The 22116-nt window shown below is 60.3% G+C and carries 14 protein-coding genes and 3 pseudogenes; 8 read left to right on the top strand and 9 right to left on the bottom strand.

Annotation, left to right across the window (positions count from 1 at the left end):
* Positions 1–302 (top strand): YybH family protein (locus H8A95_RS20030; protein WP_229184645.1); only part of this gene is annotated, 302 nt, incomplete at its 5' end.
* A gap of 47 nt (positions 303–349) precedes the next feature.
* Here H8A95_RS20030 and H8A95_RS20025 read toward each other — a convergent pair.
* Complete coding sequence (locus H8A95_RS20025; protein ID WP_229184644.1) at positions 350–526, bottom strand: hypothetical protein; 177 nt, start codon at positions 524–526, stop codon at positions 350–352.
* A 29-nt stretch (positions 527–555) separates the two neighbouring features.
* On the opposite strand from H8A95_RS20025, the gene H8A95_RS20020 reads away from it, so the two are divergent.
* Positions 556–918 carry an SPW repeat protein gene (locus tag H8A95_RS20020; RefSeq protein WP_229184643.1) on the top strand — a complete coding sequence of 121 codons (363 nt, stop codon included), beginning with the start codon at positions 556–558 and terminating at the stop codon, positions 916–918.
* A gap of 236 nt (positions 919–1154) precedes the next feature.
* Here H8A95_RS20020 and H8A95_RS20015 read toward each other — a convergent pair whose 3' ends face one another.
* Entirely contained in the window at positions 1155–2483 is a 1329-nt protein-coding gene (locus tag H8A95_RS20015; protein ID WP_229184642.1) for an MFS transporter, read from the bottom strand.
* A 429-nt stretch (positions 2484–2912) separates the two neighbouring features.
* On the opposite strand from H8A95_RS20015, the pseudogene H8A95_RS20010 reads away from it, so the two are divergent.
* From H8A95_RS20010 to H8A95_RS20005, 3 genes and pseudogenes are all read left to right on the top strand, one after another.
* Positions 2913–4133, top strand: a pseudogene (locus H8A95_RS20010) (ComEC/Rec2 family competence protein); the annotation flags it as partial.
* A 638-nt stretch (positions 4134–4771) separates the two neighbouring features.
* A complete protein-coding gene (locus tag H8A95_RS44470) occupies positions 4772–4987 on the top strand; it encodes a helix-turn-helix domain-containing protein (protein ID WP_420839429.1) in 216 nt (71 codons plus the stop codon).
* Complete coding sequence (locus tag H8A95_RS20005) at positions 4977–7607, top strand: hypothetical protein (protein WP_229184641.1); 2631 nt, start codon at positions 4977–4979, stop codon at positions 7605–7607. The genes H8A95_RS44470 and H8A95_RS20005 overlap by 11 nt, the downstream gene beginning before the upstream one ends.
* Positions 7608–9616: 2009 nt before the next feature.
* Here the strand turns inward: H8A95_RS20005 and H8A95_RS20000 are convergent.
* The 3 genes from H8A95_RS20000 to H8A95_RS19990 form a co-directional block, all read right to left on the bottom strand.
* On the bottom strand, positions 9617–10204 hold the full coding sequence (locus tag H8A95_RS20000) for a recombinase family protein (protein WP_229184640.1): 588 nt from the start codon (positions 10202–10204) through the stop codon (positions 9617–9619).
* Between the two features lie 261 nt (positions 10205–10465).
* Positions 10466–10693: a hypothetical protein gene (locus tag H8A95_RS19995; protein ID WP_229184639.1), complete on the bottom strand. Its 228-nt coding sequence runs from the start codon at positions 10691–10693 to the stop codon at positions 10466–10468.
* A gap of 383 nt (positions 10694–11076) precedes the next feature.
* Positions 11077–12417: a hypothetical protein gene (locus H8A95_RS19990; RefSeq protein WP_229184638.1), complete on the bottom strand. Its 1341-nt coding sequence runs from the start codon at positions 12415–12417 to the stop codon at positions 11077–11079.
* Positions 12418–12873: 456 nt separating this feature from the next.
* Here H8A95_RS19990 and H8A95_RS19985 point away from each other — a divergent pair, with 456 nt between their 5' ends.
* A complete protein-coding gene (locus tag H8A95_RS19985; RefSeq protein WP_229184648.1) occupies positions 12874–14604 on the top strand; it encodes an adenylate/guanylate cyclase domain-containing protein in 1731 nt (576 codons plus the stop codon).
* A 165-nt stretch (positions 14605–14769) separates the two neighbouring features.
* On the opposite strand, the gene H8A95_RS19980 is transcribed toward H8A95_RS19985, so the two are convergent.
* On the bottom strand, positions 14770–18384 hold the full coding sequence (locus H8A95_RS19980) for a hypothetical protein (protein ID WP_229184637.1): 3615 nt from the start codon (positions 18382–18384) through the stop codon (positions 14770–14772).
* A 296-nt stretch (positions 18385–18680) separates the two neighbouring features.
* Between H8A95_RS19980 and H8A95_RS19975 the strand changes: the two genes are divergently transcribed.
* A complete protein-coding gene (locus H8A95_RS19975; RefSeq protein WP_338027892.1) occupies positions 18681–19076 on the top strand; it encodes a response regulator in 396 nt (131 codons plus the stop codon).
* A 267-nt stretch (positions 19077–19343) separates the two neighbouring features.
* Here H8A95_RS19975 and ligD read toward each other — a convergent pair.
* Positions 19344–20266 (bottom strand): annotated as a pseudogene (gene ligD / locus H8A95_RS19970) (non-homologous end-joining DNA ligase).
* Positions 20267–20431: 165 nt separating this feature from the next.
* On the opposite strand from ligD, the gene H8A95_RS19965 reads away from it, so the two are divergent.
* Complete coding sequence (locus H8A95_RS19965) at positions 20432–20656, top strand: hypothetical protein (protein ID WP_229184636.1); 225 nt, start codon at positions 20432–20434, stop codon at positions 20654–20656.
* Positions 20657–21089: 433 nt separating this feature from the next.
* Here H8A95_RS19965 and H8A95_RS19960 read toward each other — a convergent pair whose 3' ends face one another.
* Both H8A95_RS19960 and H8A95_RS19955 read right to left on the bottom strand, forming a co-directional pair.
* Positions 21090–21287 (bottom strand): hypothetical protein, encoded by a 198-nt coding sequence (locus tag H8A95_RS19960; protein ID WP_229184635.1) that lies wholly within the window; start codon positions 21285–21287, stop codon positions 21090–21092.
* A gap of 205 nt (positions 21288–21492) precedes the next feature.
* Positions 21493–21594: pseudogene (locus H8A95_RS19955) on the bottom strand (SOS response-associated peptidase); the annotation flags it as partial.
* Between the last annotated feature and the right edge of the window lie 522 nt (positions 21595–22116).

Raw genomic sequence — 22116 nt, 5'->3', positions numbered from 1 at the left:
CCGCGCTCTATTCGAAGAGCGCGTTCTTCTTCGGCTCGAACCCGACGCTCTATCGCGGCCGCGACGGCGTCAAAGCCTACTTTGATGGCCTGCCGCGTTGGCAGGCGCCGCGCGTTCAGTTTAGCGAGGTCAGGACCGACCGGGTGAATGCCGATCTCGTCAACATGGCCGGCATCGCATCCTTCTTCCTCAACGGCGATGCGCCCTCGCTCGCCGTCAAGATCACCTGGGTGATGACGCGTGAGGACGGCGACTGGAAGATCGCCTGCCATCACGTCTCGTCACAGACCCCGCTGATCTAGGTTTTGCGCTGCAACCTGACACAAAAGTCGAGGGCCGGCGGGCCTTCCTAGTCATGGAGAGTGCGTAGGCAGCGCGCGAGGCCGGCGTCGTGCGCCTCGAGGCTGCCGCTCATCGTGTGGAGAGCGGCTTCCGGGCCGACGGACGGCAGCATGGTCGTCGGCTTGCGGATCAGCAGCGGCAACACATCGCAGGTCGGACAGATGCTTTTTTTTCGGTGCCACACCATATCCTCGGAAGAAGGAGGTGAGGAATATGCGCATTCAACACTGGCAGGATGCTGCCAGCCTGTTGGTGGGCGTCTGGCTGGTCGCGTCGCCGTTTGCACTGGGCTTCTCCGGGGCAGCTCTCTGGATCTCCATCGCGCTCGGATTGGGCGTCGTGCTGTTTGCCTTGGAGGCATTCATCATTCCGTCCTATCTGGAGGAATGGGGCGAGATGCTGATGGGATTGGCTCTGGTGCTGGCACCCTGGACGTTCGGCTACGAAAAGGGTTCGGTCACGACGAGCAGCGTGCTCGCCGGCATCGTGGTGATCGTGCTCGCTTGCTGGGAGCTGACGACGGATCGTGATTTCACCACCTGGTGGCACGATCGCTGGCATCACCGAGCTGGCTGAGAGGAGACGGACTGAAACGTCGGTCTGACCGCCAACCACTGGGCGGCCGGGGAGGTTCGATGGCGTGAAGCATCATCCCGCTCGCCAGGTCGATGTCAGACGGATGCAGCCGCTGCAACGTAATCACGCCGACGGACGGCGAGTGTGGGACATTTCAGAAGCGTCGTCCCGCACTTGCCGGAAGGTCGACCATGACACTTGCTGGAGGGGGCAGCCGCCTCAGCAAGGATACTCCGTCACGATGCAGCTCTCGCCTCGATCTGCTCCCAAATTCTGGTCTTGCGTGTCTCCGGCATGATGAAGAGGGCGATCACGAAGCATACCGCGGGAACGGCAATCGGGTAGATCAGCGCGTAACCGACGCTGCCGGTCGCCGCGAAGGCGGCTGATGTGATGAACGGCACCAATCCGCCGCCCCAACCGTTGCCGATATGATACGGCACCGAGACCGAGGTGTACCTGATCCTGGCCGGGAAGAACTCTGCCAGGAACGCGCCGACCGGCCCGTATACCATCCCGACGTAGCAGACGAGGATGAAGATGATGAGGACGGCGACCGGATAGTTGATGTGTCCCGGCTGCGTGACCATGCCGAGCCACAGATACAGCGGATAGTAGGTGATCGCGGCAAGCAGCATTCCTCCGAGGATCACTGATTTGCGGCCGATCTGATCCGACAGCCAGCCGAAGAAGATCAGGCTCGGCGTTGCGATCAGCAGTGCGGTTCCCACGATATAGGCCGAGGTAACCGGATCGACCTTGGAGACCTGCTGCAGGAAGTACAGTGCCCAGAATTGACCGCTGTACCAGACCACGCCCTGTCCGATCAGGACGACGATGGCGATCAAGATGTACTTGATGTTGGCGCTGAGGAAAGCTTCCCGCCAGGGATTCCTGGTCATCTGTCCGCGTGCCTTGATCTCCTGGAAAATCGGCGTCTCCTGGAGCTGGAGGCGGATGTAGATGGCAATGGCGACCAGCAGGAACGAGACCAGGAACGGAACGCGCCACGCCCATTCGTCGAAGGCCTGATTGCCGGCCCAGGTCCGGGTCAGAACGATCACGGCCAGCGACACCACGATCCCGAGTGTCGGCGAGGTTTGTAGCCAGCCCGTGTAGTAGCCGCGGCTGTCGTCCGGAACATGCTCGGCGACATAGGTGATGGCGCCGCCATATTCGCCGCCCAGGCATAGACCCTGGATCATCCGCAGGCCGAACAGAATGAATGCGGCCGTCAGGCCGATCGACTGGTAGGTTGGGATCAGTCCGATCGCTCCCGTCCCCAGGCCCATTCCGCTCAGCGTAATGAGGAACGTATATTTGCGGCCGACACGATCGCCCATCCATCCGAACAGGAAGGCCCCCAGCGGCCGGATCAGGAATCCCGCAGTGAACAGCGCGATCGTGCTCAGCAGGGCTGCGACGGGGTGGGATTGCTCAAAGAATTTGACCGACAGCACTGCTGCCAAACTGCCAAAGATATAGAAGTCGTACCATTCAATGATGTTTCCCACTGACGCAGCGACAATAACGCGACGAAAATCGCTAGGTACTTGAATTGCCATGTGCTGCTCCTATCAAATGCAAACGCTACTCCTCGCGTTTTTTCAGCGATCAATCCGCTCGCGGAGTGCGCATGGTGCGCGGCGTTGCAGGCGAGATTTGCGAGTTCGTCCGCAACGCCTGGTCTCAGGGGAGTTGTGGGCCACCTGAGAAGAGCTCCAGCGGCCTTCAAGGTGCCGCGAGCCGTCACCGCCTCATCCCTCTGTGTCCGGGAGTGGAGGCGTCAGGGCAGTCTAATCCCAACGGGATCGGTACCTAATGAGACTTTCGGCTCGATCGGATTGACGCAGGCGGCAGCTGTGCCGTGCGCCGGGAGCCGTGGCAGGTCCGTCCCGGTATCCCGCCTTGCCGGTCCGCATTCTGCATCCGTTCCGCTAGTCGGGTGACTGCGGCATCCGCTAGCCTCCCGCCCTGTAGGGATCGCAAGCGGAATGGCGGAGCAGGGCACGACGCCGGGCGGCAAACGCGGCTACGCGGGGACGTGGCCGCCGCGCGCGGCCGCGCCGGTCGGCGGCTATCTCCCGGTGCGCGCCAGCATCTGGCGACCTTTCGTCGAGACCTTGGGGCAATGGGCGCGCGCGGAGGCGGGCGCCGGACGGCTGTTGCCGTGGGTGCCGGTGGCGTTCGGCACCGGTATTGCGTTCTATTTTGCGGCCGAGCACGAGCCGGTGCCGTCGGTCGCGGCGACCGTCGCAATCGCGCTCTGTCTGCTGGCGTTGTTGCTGCGGCGGCGCAGCGTGTTTCCCGCCGTCGTGATGCTGGCCGCGATCGCTGCGGGCTTTGCGATGGCGACATGGAAGACGGCGCGGATCGCCCATGGCGTGCTGGCACGGCCGGTGTTCTCGGTGGCGCTGACCGGTTTCGTCGAGACGCGCGATATCCGGGAGAAGACTGACCGCTTCGTGCTGCGCGTCGTGTCGATGGAGAGCCAGCGCGAGGCTCCAAAACTCGAGCGTGTCAGGCTCTCGGTGAAGAAGGGCACCGCGCCCGAGGTCGGCAGCTTCGTTGAATTGAAGGCGCGGCTGATGCCGCCGCTCGGGCCGCAGCGTCCGGGCTCCTATGATTTCGGCCGCGACCTCTATTTCCAGGGCATCGGCGCCTCCGGCTTCGTGATGGGCGCGGTCAAGACCAGGGAGCCGCCGGCAGCCGGTGGCCTCGCGCTGCGCTATGCCGCCTTCATGCAGTGGCTGCGCGACGCCATCGACGCACGCATCCGCACCACGCTCGACGGCGACCAGCGCGCGATCGCAACCGCGCTGCTGACCGGCCGGCGTGATGCGATCACGACGCCGGTCAACGACGCGATGTTCATCTCGGGACTCGGCCATGTGCTGTCGATTTCCGGCTACCACATGGCCGTGGTCGCCGGCGTCGTGTTCTTCACGATCCGCGCGCTGCTCGCGCTGTTTCCGGCGCTGACGGCGGGACACCCGATCAAGAAATGGGCCGCGGCCGCGGCGCTGGTCGCTGCGGCCTTCTATCTGCTGCTGTCGGGAGCCGAGGTCGCGACGCAGCGATCGTTTTTCATGACGGCCGTGGTGCTGATCGCGGTGATCGTCGACCGCCGCGCGATCACCTTCCGCACGTTGGCGGTGGCGGCGCTGATCGTGCTTGCGATCGCGCCGGAGGCGCTGGTGCATCCGAGCTTCCAGAACTGGAATGCGTAAGCGGCGAAGACCGCGTTTTGACCTGCGAAGCCGTTGAATTGTTTGAGTTTTGCGGGTCGCCCGGAATAGGCCTCCGCGAACAAAAACGGGCCGAAAGGCAGCAAAAATCAGGGTCTGACGGCGCAAAGTCCCGGAAAAAGTCCCGGAGTGCGTTCACGTCCCGTTCGTGGTGCTGCGAGTGGGCGGAGGTGCTGGATGCCGGCACCGCCTGAACGCGAAAGGGCCACCTCGGCAAAGGCAGCCCCAAATCGCAACTCGAAGTCTCGCAGCCCAAAAACTAGCACCTCCGACACGGCGCTGCAATCCGAGCCCGCGGCCACCCAGGCCTGGCATCTCCAACGCCGATTCGCGCTGGCCGGTCCAACCGCTGGGCTGGTGGCTGAGCTGGCCTTCCGCACGGAGGCGCCGCGGTGAGTGGGCAACTTCAACCAAACGGACAGAGGCCAGGGCAGGGCGTCGGAGCTCTCGGGCGATCTCGGTGCCAGGCAAGCCAGTCGGCGCGCTGGCGCCCCTGAGCGCGCCATAAAGAAAGCCGCAACCACGTGCGCACCACCTATGTGCCCAGCGTTCATTGGCGGACAACGATCGAGACCAAGTCGCGGGTCAACAGAAGGCAGACAATCATGACTACACCGTTGGCGCACTCAATCCCGGAGGCATGTACGGCCACCAGAGTAAGCCGAACGCTTCTCTACGAAGCGATTCGTGCTGGCACGCTGCGCGCCGTGAAGAATGGACGACGCACGCTGATTTTGGACGAGGATCTGCGAACGTGGATCAAGTCATTGCCAACGTTTGTGATGAAGGCGGCGGCCGGCGGAGATGGCGATGCTCGTTAGTGCCGTTCCCCGCGATCATCTGACTGCGATTATCGACCCGCATGATGATATTGCGTGGGGGCCGAACGGGCGTGCGTCCGATGTGCCGATCACAGAGAGAGGCGCCCCGAACCCGCTTGCCAGCAGGTCGGTGGATGGATTCGTACCGCTCACTCCGAGCAAATCAGATATCGCAAAGCACCTGTATGCGCTGTTTTCACCTGAGTTTGTGCAGGCATATCCTGATGGATGGATCGAAATCGCGTACGGACATGCCACAACCGGTGGAAACGTTACCGCCGCAGAAAACTTTTCTGTGTTCGAACTTCAGGATGCGATCAAATTCGCCGAAGCGAAGAACAAGGCCGGCTACAATATTTATGTTGGGCCGGCGATAAGGCAGGGCAACCGTCCGGCAAGTGGCAGAGCCAGTGACAATCTGGTCGTGGCGTCGGCCTTCTCCTGGGCAGAATTTGACCGCGAGGGCGACGCTGAGCGCATCCACGCCATCCTAAAGGAGAATTATCTATCGCCGGCCCTGATTGTTACCACGGGGAGTGTGCCGTATCTGCGAGCTCATCTTTACTTCAGGCTTACCGATGGCGTTTCGCCAGATCGGCTGAAAGCAGCCAACACCTCACTGGTTGGGTATCTCGGTGGCGACAGCGTTCAGAATACATCGCGCGTCATGCGACTTGCCGGTACAGTCAACTACCCGACGCCGGATAAAAAAGCGCGAGGATATATTGCCGAGGTGGTGGCCTTACGACAGCCCCCCGACGCACGCGTTTTTTCGGCCGAAGAACTGATCGGGCTGACAGTCAAGTCGAATCAATTTCGTGATTCTTGCAGAACTAATGTCAGCCGAGATGACGGCGAACTGACAACGCTCCTTGAAGCCAGTCGTCTAACCGGGAACTGGCACAACTCGATACGTAACGCGATCGCCACGATGATTGGCCGCAACTGGTCGGATGCAGCGATCAGATTTGCCTGCGCGCCTTATTGCCGGGGCGGGACTGAAGATCCCGACCTTACGCCCCTGATAGATGGAGCTCGACAGAAATGGAATAAGCCAAATGTGGATCAGGATGGACTACCAACAATTGAGATCGAGGATGGTGAGCTATCTTCGTTAGCCACCCGCGGAGAAGAAGTCCTGATCACAGCCGGCGTTGCGATCTATCAGCGCGGAGGCAGACTGGTTCGCCCAATCGTTGAAACGGTCGATGCCACCCGCGGCCGACAAACAAAGATCGTGCAGCTGAAGGCGCTCGATGACGTCTACTTGAGGGACCTGTTGTGCCGAAATGCGCGATGGGAAAAGTACAACGCTCGCAGCAAGGCCCGGGTGCTTGTCAATCCACCTAGCGAGGTGGCTCAAACTATTTTGGCACGCACTGGAGACTGGAAGTTTCCAGCAATCGCCGGTGTAATCTCGGCGCCGACGATGCGCCCCGATGGCTCGCTGCTTACCGAACCGGGGTATGACAGGGAGACGCGCCTGTTGCTGGTCGAGCCGCCGCCGATGCCTCCAATACCAGAGAGGCCGACGCGAGAGGACGCAGAGCAGGCGTTGGTGTTGCTAGAGGCATTGCTAACGGGCTTTCCTTTTGACGATGAAGTCGCGGAAGCTTCTGCGTTGTCTGCGATCATTACGCCCGTGGTCCGCGGAGCATTCCCCGTGACCCCGATGCACGCTAGCAGGGCACCTACCGCAGGCTCGGGCAAGAGCTTTCTATGGGACATCGTCGCGTCCATTACCATCGGACAGCCCATGCCGGTGCTATCCACCGGCGCGAGCGTGGAAGAGATGGAAAAGCGCCTCGGCTCTGCCTTGATGGCCGGCCAACCGTTGATCTCAATCGACAACATTACGGGTGAGCTCGGCGGCGACGCGCTGTGTCAGATCATCGAACGCCCGTTTGTTGACGTCCGTATCTTAGGCAGGTCCGAGAGCGTGCGTGTCGAAGCACGCGGCACTTCCTTGTTCGCCACCGGAAATAACTTTGTAATCGTGGGCGATGTCTGTCGCCGTACCGTCACTTCAAATCTCGACCCACAAGTCGAGAGGCCTGAATTGCGCCAATTCGATTTCGACCCTGTTGATCGCGTGTTGGCCGATCGAGGTAAGTATATCGCTGCCGCGTTGACCATCTGTCGGGCGTATTTCGTTGCCGGGAAACCGGACAAGGCACCAAGACTGGCTTCCTTTGAGGGCTGGAGCGACACGGTGCGCTCAGCGCTGATTTGGCTCGGCAAAGAGGATCCGGTGAAATCCATGGAGACCGCAAGAGCGGAAGATCCCGAGCGAGCCGAATTGAGCGACATGCTCGAGGCGTGGAGTAGAGTCATTGGCACTGGTAGCGAAAGCCGGCGGAAGCTCGCTGACGTGCTGACAAAGGGGCTCAGCATGAGCAGAGAGGACCTGCATTCTGAGCTAGAGCCAAGCTTTCCCGATTTCTATGCCGCGCTGATGGCAATGGCCCTGCGAAGCTCGGGAAAGAGCATGCAGCCGGACGCGAGAATGTTCGGCAAATGGCTACAGAGGTTCAAGGGGCGCATCGTTGATGATCGGCGGTTTATGTGCCGATCGGATGCAAAACGTGGAAATGAATGGTGGGTCGAGCAGGTGGGGTAAGAGGGGAAAGTGGGGATGTTTTTCGATCGTTTCTGGGCCGATGTCACTCTGACATTCTCTCCCGCGTGGCTCAAAATTTACCCCATTTTCCCCAGTTACCCCCGTCGAGATCCATCCAAGCCAGTGCGCATGAGGAGCAGAAGGCATGCCTGACGTTGTGCAAAATACGAGGGTAGTTGATGGCCAGCTCTACACCCTTATTGGTCTCGAGCCCTACGTTCGTCGCGACGGCCGCTTGACCTCGCTCGCGGTCTGGCGGTCTCCCTGCGCCACGTGCGGTGCCCCGTTTGAGGTCCGGATACCCGCATCCTCGAACCGGTTCATCCCCAATCGCAGGTGTCAGAAGCACAAGCAGCCCGGTCGTCGGGTCAACAAGAGCCACGCGGCTCGGACGCCGCTCGCGAAGCCAGCGAACCCCAGGAGTTAGCCATGTCCTTCACTGAGCGTATGCGCCAGGCCGCCCAACAGTCCGATGTCCCGCCTCCAGACCCGTGGCGAAAGCCGCTGGAGGCCGCTCTAAAGGGCATGGAGGCCATGTCCACAACCGCTCTCCTCGATGTCGTAGGGGCCCATAGGACAACCCAGAATGGGCGCCGGTTGGCGACAATCATGCGAGAGCTTGGTTTCATCCCGATCCAGTCCCGGCGGCTCATGCCTGGCGGGCGCAAGGACACGGTTGCGCGCGGCTGGGCGCGTCCTGTGCGCGGATCCGCGCCGCTGGCCTCTGGGTCTCCTCGCTGACGAGGCTGCGCGATGCCTGCCCGCTCAAACTCCCAATTTGAGAGTTTGATCGTCGGCCGAAGGGGGCATGCGAGCGGTTTCTATACCCGATAGGCCCCAAATCTGCGGCGATCGATCTGTGACGCTTCTCACAAACAAACCATTCGACGGGCATTAGTTCGGCGTAGCCGACGGTGCGTTTAGCGCGTCCGGCCTGCCGCGCCGAGGGCAGGCGGCCCTCAAATCTGAGGCGCCGGTCTGCGCCCCGTGTGACTACGGTACCACCCTTAGCGCTGGGGGATGAGCCCAAGCTGGGTGTATCAATTTGGGAGAAACAGTCCCCAGGCACAGGATTGTCAGATGACCGATCGCGAACTCGACATTGTCTGTGCGTTGTACGACAGCGTCGTGGTCGCATCTTGCGGCTTGCTCGCCTTCGGCACATTTTTTCTAATTTCAACGTGACGCGCGTCCGCCCTTTGGGTCTCCCGGCAGGTCCCGACCCGAGCGATCGTTCTCGCCCCAGCCACGGTGGTTAGAGCTGTATAGGAAGCACGAGGATGCTCGCGACATTCAGGCCGATCGGTCTAGCATATCGAGGCGGTCCTGGGTTCATCAACGCGCTAGCCACGAACGAACCGCAAATAGAGCGCTGCCAACACCACGAAGGTCCCGATGAGACTGGCTATTCCCAAGATTGATTCCATCGGACGCTCCGCTTTTCCAGGAAAATGCCCCGTTGCAGCGGTGAGTTCCTCCGATCAGGCCGGCAGCGGTGGAACAATGACACGGTACTACGATCCATTGCCGGACTGGCTAACGGCGAACGCCGCTGCGGCCTCGATTACATTCTCATTCGGGTTGTCCGTGCGTCGGAGCAGTTTCACCGTTTGCCGCCAGCCAATCCCGATCAAGCGCTGCCGGACAGCTTCTTCTGACCGACCGAGAGCTTTGGCGATGGATTTAAGGGGCATCGCTTCATTGTGCAGAGCTAGGAGCTTCCGCTCGTCCGCGTGAGACCAAGGCTTGTTGGCGCGTGCTGGCATCGTGATAACGCGGGTACTGACTTAGCATCCTGAACGCGCTGGTGCTCCTGGGGTTCCTGGACGACTTTGTGAGCCTTGACAGCGGTGGCCGCTGGCGCCGTCAGAGCCGTGGCGCCGTCGAGAAGCCGCTTGAAGCCCAGCCCGTCGGCCTCTCCGGCGCGCTCCACCATCCGCCCTCGAGGGCCGCGAGCACCAAACCGGCCGACCGCCAGGACCCCCTTGGCGATGGATGGCCGGGCTATTTCAGGCGTCTGCGTCGGCGGCCTCGAAAGGGGCGCGGTATCCCGGCGCCAGACGCGAGATCATGCTGACATCGACGGCATAGGACTTTGCGATCGACGCCAGGCTCTCACCGGCAGCCCGGCGCTTCACCGCTTCCTCGCGCTGGTATTCGGAGAGCTTTCGCCTGCGGCCAAACTTGACCTTGTTGGCCATGGCACGTTTGCGGCCCTCACCAGTGCGCTCAGCGATCAGTGAGCGCTCGAATTGCGCGATAGCGGCCAGCATGGTCGCGAGAAGCTGACCCTGAGCTGATGAGGTATCGAAGAGCGGATCTCCGAGGCTGCGGAACACCGCGCCGGCCTTGCCGATACGTTCGATCAGGTCGAGCAGTTCGCGGGTGGATCGGCCGAGCCGGTCCAGCTTGGTGACCAGGACCACGTCACCGGCCTTCACAGCGGCCATGAGCTTCGCCAGTTGAGGGCGATCGGCGCGGGCGCCGCTGACCTTCTCGCGATAGATGGTGTCGGCACCGGCAGTCTTGAGGGCCTCTAATTGACCGGTGAGGTGCTGGTCCTGGGTCGAGACGCGAGCGTAGCCGAGGGTCGCCATTTTCCGCCTCAATTTTGCAAGTAAGTTTCGCAAATGATAACCCGCTGATTTTGCTTGTCCAGCTATTTTTTGTGAAACTTAGGAGTTTTGCAAATTAGTCCGCGGCGCTTGATGCCCGTGGTGGCTCGAGCGGCTTTGCACCCATGGGCCCAATGACACCAGCCTTTCCAAAACTGGCTTGGCCCGAAAGTTGCAGGCTCATCCGAGCCAGGATTTTGCATCACCTTCCTGGGGCTAGGGCCAACGCCGTCCGCATCGATTTCAAGCGGGCGGCGTTGCTGTGTAGGCCATGAGTTCGCTGACCGGCCCTGCCGGCGCTGGGGACGCGGGACGGGGTGATAGAAGCGCGTCCTCGGCGGTGTCGGACATCACCAGCTCCTCCGCCGCGCGCCACGCGGCGGCTTTGGTTAGTCCGACTGCGACGACGTCGTCGTTGAGGGTGACGGCATAGGTCCCGTCGCGAGTGCGAATGATGTCGATGGTGGTCATGGGGTGCGTAAACGCGCGCGCCGGCGGCGGGTTCCTATAACCACGATAATGGCAGTTTGATCGCCTGCCGATCGAGCTGAAACCTGAGCGACGCGCGGTGCTGATGCACTCGTGTGCGCAGCGGGCCTCGCTACTACGCCGGTGAACGCTGATGGTCGCGCCATTCAATTATTTTTTCTGCAGCCTTCCGATCTTCAAGCGACAGCCCCCGCCGCGCCGGCCTTCACGCGTTGGCGCTCGATGGATCCCCCTGGGTACACCTGTCCATGGCACCCCTCTCGCGCGCGCTTAACGTGCCCCAAAAATACCTAGGACCTCCAAAACTTTTTTCTTAAGCAAGCCGCAAGGAAGCCGAGATGGGGGCACCGCATCGTGAGCGCGTGTCACCCTGACCGAGTGACTGCCGCACTTTTCTTCTCCGACCAACTACAATAAAGGCCCCACGAGACCGAAGCGATTGAGCAGAGCAACACGTAGCGATATGGCACTCCCAAGCATTTTCCGGTCATAACGTTGCCCCAGAAGCCGCCCATCGGCCACCACCTGTCCAGCAAAAGGAAGCCCGCGATGGCAACGAAGATGCCCAACGCGATGCAGTGCTTGGGTTCAATATCCTGTATGATCTTCCACCGTTCTTGACCGACGGCATGAACTCCGGGCGCTGCGGTCGTAGCTATTGCGCTGACGAAAGGGGTCTCGAGAGTAGATTGACCGGCTCCAGCCACGGTTCGTCGCGCGAGACGCCCGATCAACCAATAGCCAAATGGCGCGAGCAGAATGATAGGAGCGAGCGCGCCGACAAAGCTGGCCCACGGATGTGCTTCTAAATTGGTAAGACGCTGAATTCGATCGGACGAAGCGGGATCCAGCATGTCGCGAACCGCCCACCATGCAATGAAAAGGATTCCTCCGATCGTTCCTAAAACCTGCTGCCGTTTAATCTGCTCCAGGGTTTTAGGCTGCCTTATCCCAATCTTGAACGCGGACCACCTCTGCAAGAGTGCATGGCTAAATCCATCGGTGGACTGAAACGCAGACTTTAATTGCAGCACGACGAGCACGGTAAGGACAAAAGCGACACCAGCGAAAAAGATGCGCTCCGCTTCTTGCATGAAGGCTAACGGTCTGAAGCGCCAATTAGGCCCATCTTGTTCCCGCAGGGAAGCATCAGGATCAAAGGTCGGTAGGTCATCCCAGTTCGGCACGGACTGGTTTGCTGGTGTAGTCGCGGTCTGTTTCCTGGCTGGGAGCCCAACCTCCTTATCTGTTAAGAAGACTGGCTTCTGTCCCGGCGTGAAGCTTTGCCAATAGTCATATTTGGTGAGCCACGAATTAAACTGCGCTAGCGTGAGCTGTTGCCTGACGGGCGGCATTGCGTTTCTGTTGACGTACCTGACCATTGCCGCGACACCATTGTTACTTGGAGTAAATTCAATTTTGGTGCCGTCGGATAATTCAGAGAACGCTTGCGTGGCGAATCTGGTTGCATCTGCGAGTCGACCACTCGCAAGCGCCGCCGCGGCCATGGCTCGACTATCATCATAGCGTTCGCGAGCCGTATCGGAACGTGCCGCGCTGGTTTCGAACAAGATAGCAATCAATACGAGGGCAACGATGCGCGCTACGGCATGACCTGACCGTCTAGCGTTTCGGCCTACGCGGCCCCGCTCAGCGGGATTGCGGTCAACGAAATCGACAAACGAAATATTGCTGGCAACCTTCATGCGTCGCCTCATCCAGAATATTGGCGCTTCAAAACTTGAATCATTTCCTCCGCGCAGCCGCGCCCGCCCAGCTGCTGAAGCGACGTTCCGCACAAAATGGTGCATATAGCCACTGTATACCGACGGACCTCATCCTGCCAATGCAGTGTGATCGGGTAGTTGTGCGACGCAAAGGCGAAATTCCTGGTTGACCGGCGATTCTAGGGTACGGGCACACTCACGCACAGGTAGGAGCCGGTAAGCACATTGATGTCCTTAAGTCGCCAGCGGGCTTGTCGACGTAGAAGCGGACATCAGCCGGCCTTCGTCGCACGCCCCATTCGGCCATTGTTGTAACCCCGAATCCTTCCCGCCCGCACTGGCGAGGAACCCGTTGTCGTGATTTGATGGCCGCCGGTCGAAGTTGCGGCTGAGGTTTTCGTGGCGACTGGACATATCGAGCGGCGATTGGCGGCGGTGCTGGCGGCTGACGTCGCCGGCTACTCGCGTTTGATGGGCGCTGACGAACTCGGCACGTTGGAAGCGCTGAAAGCTGTTCGGCTCCAAATTGTTGACCCCGCGATCGCCGGCCACAAGGGACGTATCGTAAAGACCACCGGTGACGGTCTGCTCGTCGAGTTCGCAAGTGCCGTCGATGCCGTAACGTGCGCCATGGCCGTACAGAGCAAAATGGCGGAACGTGAGGCCGGCGGCCCCGAGATTACCCTTCGCATCGGTATCAATGTCGGCGACATCATTATCGACGGTGATGACATCTTCGGTGACGGTGTCAATGTAGCCGCGCGGGTCGAAAGCGAATGCGTGCCCGGAGGTGTTTACCTGTCCGATGATGCTTTCCGGCAGGTTCGCGGAAAGACAGCCTTCGCTTTCGACGATCTGGGCGAAAAGCCGCTCAAGAATATCGACCGGCCGGTGCGGCTGTATGCTGTGAGATCCGCTCTGCCTCCCGCGACCGCTAGCGCCAAACCGCTTGCGGAATACACCAAACTATTACCGTTGCCCGACAAGCCCTCGATCGCAGTGTTGCCGTTCCAGAACATGAGCGGCGACCCCGAGCAGGAATACTTTGCCGACGGCATGGTGGAAGACATTATCACCGCGTTGTCGCGCGTGAAGTGGTTCTTCGTGATCGCGCGGAATACCACCTTCACCTACAAGGGCAGGGCCGTCGATATCAAGCACGTTGGGCGAGAGCTCGGCGTTCGATACGTGCTCGAAGGCAGTGTTCGCAAAGCCGGCCAGAGGGTTCGCATCACTGGGCAGCTCATAGAGGCCGAGACAGGACACCATATCTGGGCAGACCGTTTCGAGCGCGAGTACACCAACGTTTTCGAGTTGCAGGATGAAGTGACTTCCGCCGTTGCCTCGGCAATCGAGCCGACCATCAATTTGAGGGAAATCGAACGGTCGAAGAAAAAGCCGACCTCCGACTTGACCGCCTACGATTGCTTCCTGCGCGCGCAGCCTTTCTTGCGAGAGCTTGATGCGCCATCCTATGCGCGAGCGGAAGGCTTTCTTCGACAAGCCGTAGCCATAGACCCTGAATATTCCAGCGCCCTCGCATATCTTGCTGACTGTATCGGGCGGCAATCCATTTTTGGTGCGCGACCATTCAGGGAAGGTGTGCTCGAGGCGGAGCGGATTGCGCAGCAAGCGGTTCAAGCCGATCCGGAGGACGGCACCGCGCTCGCCGTCGCTTCGTGGGTCCTCTCGGTGCTCGTTGGCAAGCACGCGCAATCGCTGGAATATGGCGAACGGGCGCTCCGCCTTCAGCCAAATTCAGCTCTCGTTTGTGTCAACAGCGCTTATGGCTATCTCTTTCGTGGTGAATTCGACGCCGCGCGACACAACTTTGAGAGAGCATTGCACATCAACCCGCTGGATCCGCGCAACTATTTCATAGTGCAGGGCTTGGGGATGGTTGCGTTCTTTGAACGAGACTTCGCCAAAGCTCTGTCACTGCTGACCCGTTCGATTGAGCTTGGCCCTGCACGGGTTACGTGGCGATACAAGGCCGCAGCGTTGGCGCACCTCGGCAGAACCGACGAAGCCCGTGAGGCCGTCTCGGTCCTCAGATCGTTTACGCCAGTGCAAACATTGAAAGAGATTGCTGATCGGGCCACGCATGCTCACCCTTGGATGCGCGAACTTTACATCGGGGGACTTGAGAAAGCAGGATATGAGTGAGGCGCGGTGTGTTGTGCCAGATCGAGGTATCCGCGACCGTCCTAATTTCATCGGGCGCTTTTTTGCACCCTGGCCCGCGTAGGGGAGTCGCCTACAGCATCACAGCTGTGTGGCGGCGCGAGCAGCCTTTCCCGTCGTGGGTGCATGGCCATTACGGGCGGCGGTCTAAGGCTTAGTGACCTTGTTCGCTAACCGCTCTGCAAGCCCGACAGGATGTCTTTGGCGGCTGACCGCCGATTCTTGCAGCTTCCTGGGCAATTGCTGTTCGTAGCGGATCGCGCCCTGACTCGGGTTTCTGACATCGAGAGCCTGGTCCCGCAAACCGCCGGCGAAGCTCTGCTTCTTGTTGATGACGTTGGTCATGGTGGAGTAGGGCGAGACCAGACCTCGACCTAAAAAATCTGCCTCCTGCGCAACGGCTCGAGCGGCGCCACGCCAGTCCCCATGCGCGGCCTTTGCAACATCTCCCGGTTCGATGATTGGCTTCCCGCGCCAGTCGAGACCCGAGAGTTGTTGCATTGCTGTTGAGAGGGCCGGAGACAAGGTAAATGTATCGCGCGCTGCTGTGGTGAGGTTTTCCTTGCCCCGGGCCGCTTCGTGAAGATGGTACGGGATCGCGAGAGGCCCACGACGCGCCGCGCTTGCGTGGTCATTTCCGGTGATCCATCGCGCGGCCTTATCGAGAACCGGGTATACAGCGAACGAGAGCAGCCCCATGGCGAACAAGTTGCCGATCGCGTCCAGCTTGTTGCCGCGAGATCCGCGTACGAGGTCCTTGGCGATGTTGGCATAGGAGTTGAAGACCCCATAGTGGTAGCGACCGAAAACCATGAAAGTAGGCTCGGCCAAAATCTGAGAGAAGATACGCGCTCCCTGCTTGCTCCCCATGATGGTCGTTGGGATGCGATAGTTCGGTATGTGCCGCTCCGCTTTCGTGATGGCATCCTGCATCGACATTCCGTCACGCATATGCTCGAGCACGGAGTGAGTGAGAAACATATCGTTAGCGGCCCACATGGCGTGGCTTGAAGCCTTGTAAACGGCCTTCACGAGATCGCTCGGTCCGACGCCGAACTGACGCGCAATAGGGTCCCACTTTGACGGGTTCGTTTTGACCGCCTCTCCAAATCCCTTGGCCAAGTTGTCGAGTGCGTTGCGCGAAATAACCCCGCCGTAGATCGTACCGGCTCCGCTCTCACGTAACTGCTTCTGCAATTCGTCCTGGGTAACGACGGACTTGATCGCCTTCAGGCCATCCAGGGCGAGGCTTTTATAGCCGCCAGTGCCGGGGAGCCATCGGAAGCCGCGTTCAACGAACCAGTGCTCACCCACGTTGCGGATGTGCGCCGTCGGCATCCAGAAGATCGTTTTGGTCACAGCTTGGCTCAGCTGGCGCAGCCGGTTGATTGCGGGTTCGTTGATGCCGGGACGGGCGAAGTCATCCATGACGTACGCAAGCTGCGGGTCCATTCGCCAGCCCTTGAAGTTTTGCAACCGCGTCTCGACGTAGTTGTCCGGCGTTTTCTCGCCTGGCTTTTTGGCGTGCTTCAGAAATTCGGGGTTTGATTTAAGATCCTGCAAGAACTGCAGATGCCGCGCAATCTCGCCAAGGTCGAGATTGGCCGCAGAGGCGGAGAGGGCGGCGTTGTGGTAATATTCGGGCTTGCCGCCGCCGGCCAAACGCGCGTGCTCTTCGATTTCCGGCGTCGTCGCTTCCTTCATCGTGAAGTCGCGGTGACCTAGCTGGTAGTTCTCGCCATTCTTGTATTCGAAGCCGGGGTCGACGACCTTCATCGGTTGGCCATTGTTCCACAACGTGAAGCCGTCATGATTTAGCGAGATGACGTAGCGACGACCCTCCGGGCTCTCCAACGCGACGAACTTGCGATCGAGCATCGTGCCCCGGGGACGTGTGGCGAGTGCATACGTGCCCTCGATCGGATCGGTGCTCTCACCCGGGTTCAGGATGTTTCTCTCCGGCGAGTCGCCTTTCCCGATGCGATAGATGTGATCGCGGATCTTGGGGCCAAGCATGTCGGGATCAAGCTTCGAAACCTGATCGAACAACCTGTCGTTTTCGTCAAAGAGGGGCTTCAGGTGTTGATTGTAGAGCGCCTGTTCATGCGGATCGAGCTGGTTGATCTTGCCGGCCTCGCGCGCGAAATACATTCGCTCAAGCGTCTTTGGGTTGTTCAGCTCCTTTGGCAGCGACGCAGCCCACTTCTGGAGGTCAATGACGTGCTGCTCTTTCGCTTTGCGCACCTTGTAAAGCTCGTCCGAGAGCGAGCGTGCATACTCTTCCTGGGGACTGAGATTGTTGTCATGCACGCCGCGAGCGATGTAGCTCTTGGTCGGCTTGCGCCCTGGCTCGAGGAATGAGTGGAGAAAGGCCGATCCCTTGAGCTTGGACTTGAGGTCGTCGACAATCTTGCCGTGGTCGACCCAGCCGCCTTCGTCGTTTACGAGTTTGTCCATCAGGCCGCGCAGGGTAGGCGACTTGGAGGCGCCCTCCGGCTGGTCAGTCTGCGTGTGATCGGATAGTCCTTCGGCGCCCACTTCGCCCTGGACTTTGTCGCCATCGTTCGCGCGAGCCGGCATCGCGGCGGGAGGAGTGGGCCCATGCTCGCCTGGCATCTCATCGAATGACGGCAGCCGCACACCCTCAGCCTGTTGTGGGGGACTAACCACTTGCGGCTGGTCGGGCTCTTGCACTGGCTGTGGCGCAGATTGGCGCGCTGGCTTCCCCTCGAACTGGTCCAGCAACGCCGCCGCTGTCGCCGGGTCCATATCGCCAGTCGTCAGCATGTCGTCCTGTTCGGACGGCGCGGTGTCTTTCCCGTAGACCCGATCCGACCTCTCCGGACTCGACTGGGGATTGCCTACCGTGTCGCCAGTCTCCGGAGGCGCAGTCTGGACGGTCGCCGCTTCGCCTTCCACAACGGGCTGCTGTGATGCCTGCGCCTCATCCTGCGCCGGCTGGGCAGCAGGATTGAGGTCGACATTGGGACGGCCGGCGACTTTGCCAGCGAGACGTTGCCCGGTCGCCTCAAGTCGCTGACCGAAACGGTTGAACGATGGGAGCGCAGCGCCTGCGACCGCTTGGGCAGCAACCTCTCCCGGGTTCACTTTGCCCGTCGTCGCATACTGCTGGCCGGCATTGATGCCGCCCATCAAACCAGCGCTGACACCGCGCTGCAGCGCTGTCGCTGCCCGGTCCGGTCGCATGGTAGCCAAGGCCGGAGCCATCTCACCGGCCATAGACGACTTTGGATTGGCCTCAGCATTCGCCGCGCGTTGCTGGCTATCATCGTACCCGAGTGCCTTCAGTCCAGCCTCTTGCGCCTTGCTGGTGCCGTAAGCACCGGCAATGCCGCCCGCGACGGCGCCAACAAGGTTGCCGATGCCAGGCCAGACGGTGCCGGCCAGGAAACCAGTTCCGGCACCAGCCAGAATGCCGCCCGCTGCAGGCAATACCCCATGTGCAGCCTCGCGACCGAACGTCTTCATTTCGCTTTCGGCTTGGGGTTGCCCCCCATACTGTCTCGCCAGTTCGTCAAAATCTTGCCCGGCATATTTGGCTTGTAGCTGATCGAAGTCTTGCCCCTCAAAGGTTGGCGCAGGCGTATTGGTCGGCGCATCATCGACCCGAGGGAATTGATTGTCCCACTCCTTGCCGGGCCAATCCGGCAAGTCATCGAACATGAGCGGCCGTTCAGGCGCAGGAGCCTGCTGACTATCCGGCATGTCATCGAACGATGGAAGGGCATAATTCTCGGCCATTGCAGCGCCTCTCTGACGGGATCATTTCCCGTCCGAGGGTGCGCCCAACTGCGTTTATAGGAACTTTGTGACCTAAGCCTGATGAGGTTGCGGATCGCTAGCGGCCATAAAGCACGCCTTTTTGATTCGATTGGCACCAAGACAGTCGTTCTGCGCGCGAACGAGGCTGCGACCGTGGCAAAGCATCACCCAAACGTTCCCTGCAGTTCGGAATGTGGTCTCCGCGGAAACGGAACAACTGTTCACTTTGTAACTTAAGCCTCTGCCGTATCGTCGCGGCAGGAGGCGGTGATATTGTGCAAATTCCTTTGCTTGTCTTGGTAGTTGAGGACGATTTCTCCATAAAAGAACTTGCGGTAGAAGCTTTATCGGAGGGCGGCTTTGAGCCGCAGGCCGTCGCGTCAGGCGAAGAAGCACTCGCTCTTCTCCAACGCGATCACCATCAGTATCGAGCGCTCATTACCGACATCCATTTGCAGGGCGAGCTTACCGGCTGGGACGTTGCTAGGCGGGCTAGAGAACTTAACCTCGATATGCCCGTAGTATACATGACCGGCGACAGCGCTGACCAGTGGCCATCACAAGGCGTCCCGACCAGCATCCTGCTTACGAAGCCATTTGCGCCAGTACAGCTCGTGACAGCTGTTTCCAACCTCCTTAACGCCGCTCCTCCAACAGCGCCGACAGAATGATGCCGTTTCAATTGGTGGCCCCATTCGCTTTAGATCGTGTACAGATTGCCCATAGCTGAGGTGACCAAGCGGGCCCCGTTATCGGCGATCGCGCCTACTGAACATACTCCGAAACCCTTGAGGGAGGCGCGGGGAGTGATCTTCCGGCTTTGGCCTGTTGCGCTTAGGGCAGGGAGCACCGCCACGCATGGTCGCCGGTCCAAGGCTGATCCGGGTGGTTCTCGCATGCCCAGGCGGTATCGTCGCAAAGGATACATGCCGGTTCGCTCATAAGTCTTCCCGGATACCCCGAAAGAAAGGATGCCGTACCTTTCCTTCGGCTGATTTAGCGCGGTACTCGATCTCGGCCTGTACCTCAGGCTCGACCCAAATGGCCTTATGGGCAATGCGCTTGGTATAGGGCTGCGTTTTCCGGATCAGCGGTGTCAGGCGCTTTCGCAGATCCGCAGCCGATGTCTTGTCGAAACCGTGGTCGACCTTGCCGGCATATATCAGCTCTTTTCCCTTGCGGCGGCCGACGTAGATTCCATCCCAATCGTTGCCGTCGAGCGCGAAGCCCGCGATCGCGAGAGTCTCGCGTTGCGCGCAGGTTTTCTTGACCCAGTCCCGACTGCGGGCGCCGGTCGGGTAGATGCTATCTGCGACCTTCGAGACGACGCCTTCATAACCCAGCTTGCAGGCGTGCTTGAACATCTCGGGGCCGTCGACCTCGAAGCTTTCGCTGAACTGGATGTTAGTGCCGGCGACGAGCTTCTTCAGCACGGCCTTGCGCTCCTTCAGCGGCAGCTTCCGCAGATCGCGGCCATTGAGATAGAGCAGATCGAAGGCCACCAGCACGATCTTGGTCGAGTGGCCGCGCAGCTCGTTCTGCAGTACCGAGAAATCGGTTGTGCCGTCGGCAGCCGGCACCACAATCTCACCGTCGATGATCGCTGATGCGGCCGAGATGTGCCAGGCGTCCTCGGCGACCTTCTTGAACCGCCTGGTCCAGTCGTGACCGCGACGGGTATAGATCTTCACTTCCTCGTTGGCGAGATGGGTTTGGACGCGGTAGCCGTCGAATTTGATTTCGTGGATCCAGCGTGTGCCACGCGGCACCTTGTCAATGGACGACGCGAGCGCGGCGCGATGAAGCCCGGGAAGAGCGCCTTCGCTCCGATCGCTTCGGGCTTCCTCCGCTGAAACGCCACAACGCAACTCCACTAACAATGAGCTGATTCAAATTGGCCCAATCGTTCGGCCCGCAATTGGAACTGGCGATCTTACCTCGCGTTTTGCCAGATTGGCTAAGAAAGCGAAGAACCCACCGCCAAGCCGCGGCGGAAGTCGGCCCGACCCTGTGATAGGAGAGCCGCATGGATATGAAAGAAGCCTCGGCGATGACGGAAGCCTCGGGGCTAATCGAGGAGCAGGACGGTAGCGGTCGGACTTCCGAAGCGATCCCGCGACGGCCCCAGCAGCCGTCGCGGGATGTCGCCCTGCGCTGGGCCGAGCGGCTTCGCGCGGTTGCCGTGAAAGCGCCCTTACAGTCGCTCTTCGTCGCCTTCCTGATCGGGATCTGGGTCGCGCGGCGGCGCTAGCAGAATCCGCCAACCGGCATGCCTCGTGGCCCGGTGCTGCCCTAGTTAGGACACTCGCGGCCGGGAATTATGCCCTCTGCATCCACCCGCGCCGGCCGTCGCTTTCGAGACGACCGGCAGCGAGCTTGGGCCGGTCGTCCCGTGCTGAGTGAGATAACCGACCTCAGCGCGTCCCCTCTCGCTGAGGCCGTTTTCATTTCGGGAACAAGTGGCAGTTTGTGGCGTTGCAACAGCGGTCGGATTGAGGAGTGGACGACCATCGGCCTCAGTGCTCTCCCCCGGGCGCTGGGGCCGATGCGCTGTAGGCACCCGATCCGGCTAATGAAAATAGGTCATTCCTCCCGCCACGGCCGCGACAACGAAAGCCAAAGCGGCGGCGGCGATAATCCAAGGCATGTCTTTGCGCTCTTGGGGGGTCATCAAATAACGCCTTCTAGGGGTGTAGAAGTGAAAGCAGGCGTTGGCGGTTCTGCTCTCGGTCGAGCTGATTTTTGCGCATCACTTCGAGTTCGGCTTCAACCTTGGTGACGTTTTCATTCAGCCGCTTCGATTCGATCAGCCGCGCCTCAAGCTCAGCGAGCCGCCTTTCACCTTCGACCACGTCGAGTTCAATCTGCCTCAGCTCGTCCATGATCGCGTCTTTGTACATCCTTGTCCATTGCACCTGTGCGGTTACAGCCGTGTGAGCTTAACCACTTCCTAGAGCTCGTCGTTCCTAAAACCTTGCGCTTGAGGATTTTTAGGAAGGTCATCGTGGGAATAAGTGGCAATCGGAGCGGCAGGATGAAAAGGGGTTTAGTCTATGTCCGGCGTTGAATGCTATCGGCGCCGGGGTCAAAGGCCGTTAGCGGTCGGTCATCGTTCAACGCGAACCAAGCGACGTCCTTCTTCGTCTCAGGGTTCGGTTCTGGCGCGTCTTCAGCAAAAATGGGGCAAGGATTTTCCGAGCCAGCCGTTGTGCGGCGGAAGACGCTGCAATGAAATCGTGTCGCTCACCAATCGAATCGGACCGAGTACCGCTGCTTCAGCCGCAGCTCGGTGGTCTTTGCCGACACGAGGACCTGCTCAGGGTCAGCGCCGTCACGCACCACGGGCACCAAGGTCCAATCAGTACCGGAGGGGTTAATTTCGACGTGGCAGACATGCTCTCCGCCCGGGAGACTGCGGAGCTCGCGCAGAGCGATGAGCTCAAGATCTTTGGCGCATGCCATTGTCACGGGCACGGGAGTGCTCCTGGCCTCTCCTCGCGGGATCAACTCGGGCTGCCCCGTGCTGTTCCTTTCGATACCGTGACGCAGGAAGCTGGCCAGCGCTGCGATCGATCCGGCAAACGATCTGGCGGGTAGGCCAAGGAATCCTATGCGAGCCAGCAGACAGAACGTCGTTCTAGAATACTACCAGCGCGCCATTGTCGTGCATTCGATCTCGCGGACCTGGGATGAGGTCGAGAATCCGCCGGC

Source organism: Bradyrhizobium oropedii, from assembly GCF_020889685.1.
Taxonomy (GTDB): Bacteria; Pseudomonadota; Alphaproteobacteria; order Rhizobiales; family Xanthobacteraceae; genus Bradyrhizobium; species Bradyrhizobium oropedii.
The sequence above is the reverse complement of the archived record's forward strand: the minus strand, read 5'-3'. Positions and strand labels throughout refer to the sequence as shown.

Bases quoted from the DNA above. Each gene is read 5' to 3' on its own strand.
- H8A95_RS20020 (WP_229184643.1), top strand. From the start codon at position 556: ATGCGCATTCAACACTGGCAGGATGCTGCCAGCCTGTTGGTGGGCGTC.
- H8A95_RS20015 (WP_229184642.1), bottom strand. From the start codon at position 2,483: ATGGCAATTCAAGTACCTAGCGATTTTCGTCGCGTTATTGTCGCTGCG.
- H8A95_RS44470 (WP_420839429.1), top strand. From the start codon at position 4,772: ATGACTACACCGTTGGCGCACTCAATCCCGGAGGCATGTACGGCCACC.
- H8A95_RS20005 (WP_229184641.1), top strand. From the start codon at position 4,977: ATGCTCGTTAGTGCCGTTCCCCGCGATCATCTGACTGCGATTATCGAC.
- H8A95_RS20000 (WP_229184640.1), bottom strand. From the start codon at position 10,204: ATGGCGACCCTCGGCTACGCTCGCGTCTCGACCCAGGACCAGCACCTC.
- H8A95_RS19995 (WP_229184639.1), bottom strand. From the start codon at position 10,693: ATGACCACCATCGACATCATTCGCACTCGCGACGGGACCTATGCCGTC.
- H8A95_RS19990 (WP_229184638.1), bottom strand. From the start codon at position 12,417: ATGAAGGTTGCCAGCAATATTTCGTTTGTCGATTTCGTTGACCGCAAT.
- H8A95_RS19980 (WP_229184637.1), bottom strand. From the start codon at position 18,384: ATGGCCGAGAATTATGCCCTTCCATCGTTCGATGACATGCCGGATAGT.
- H8A95_RS19965 (WP_229184636.1), top strand. From the start codon at position 20,432: ATGGATATGAAAGAAGCCTCGGCGATGACGGAAGCCTCGGGGCTAATC.
- H8A95_RS19960 (WP_229184635.1), bottom strand. From the start codon at position 21,287: ATGGACGAGCTGAGGCAGATTGAACTCGACGTGGTCGAAGGTGAAAGG.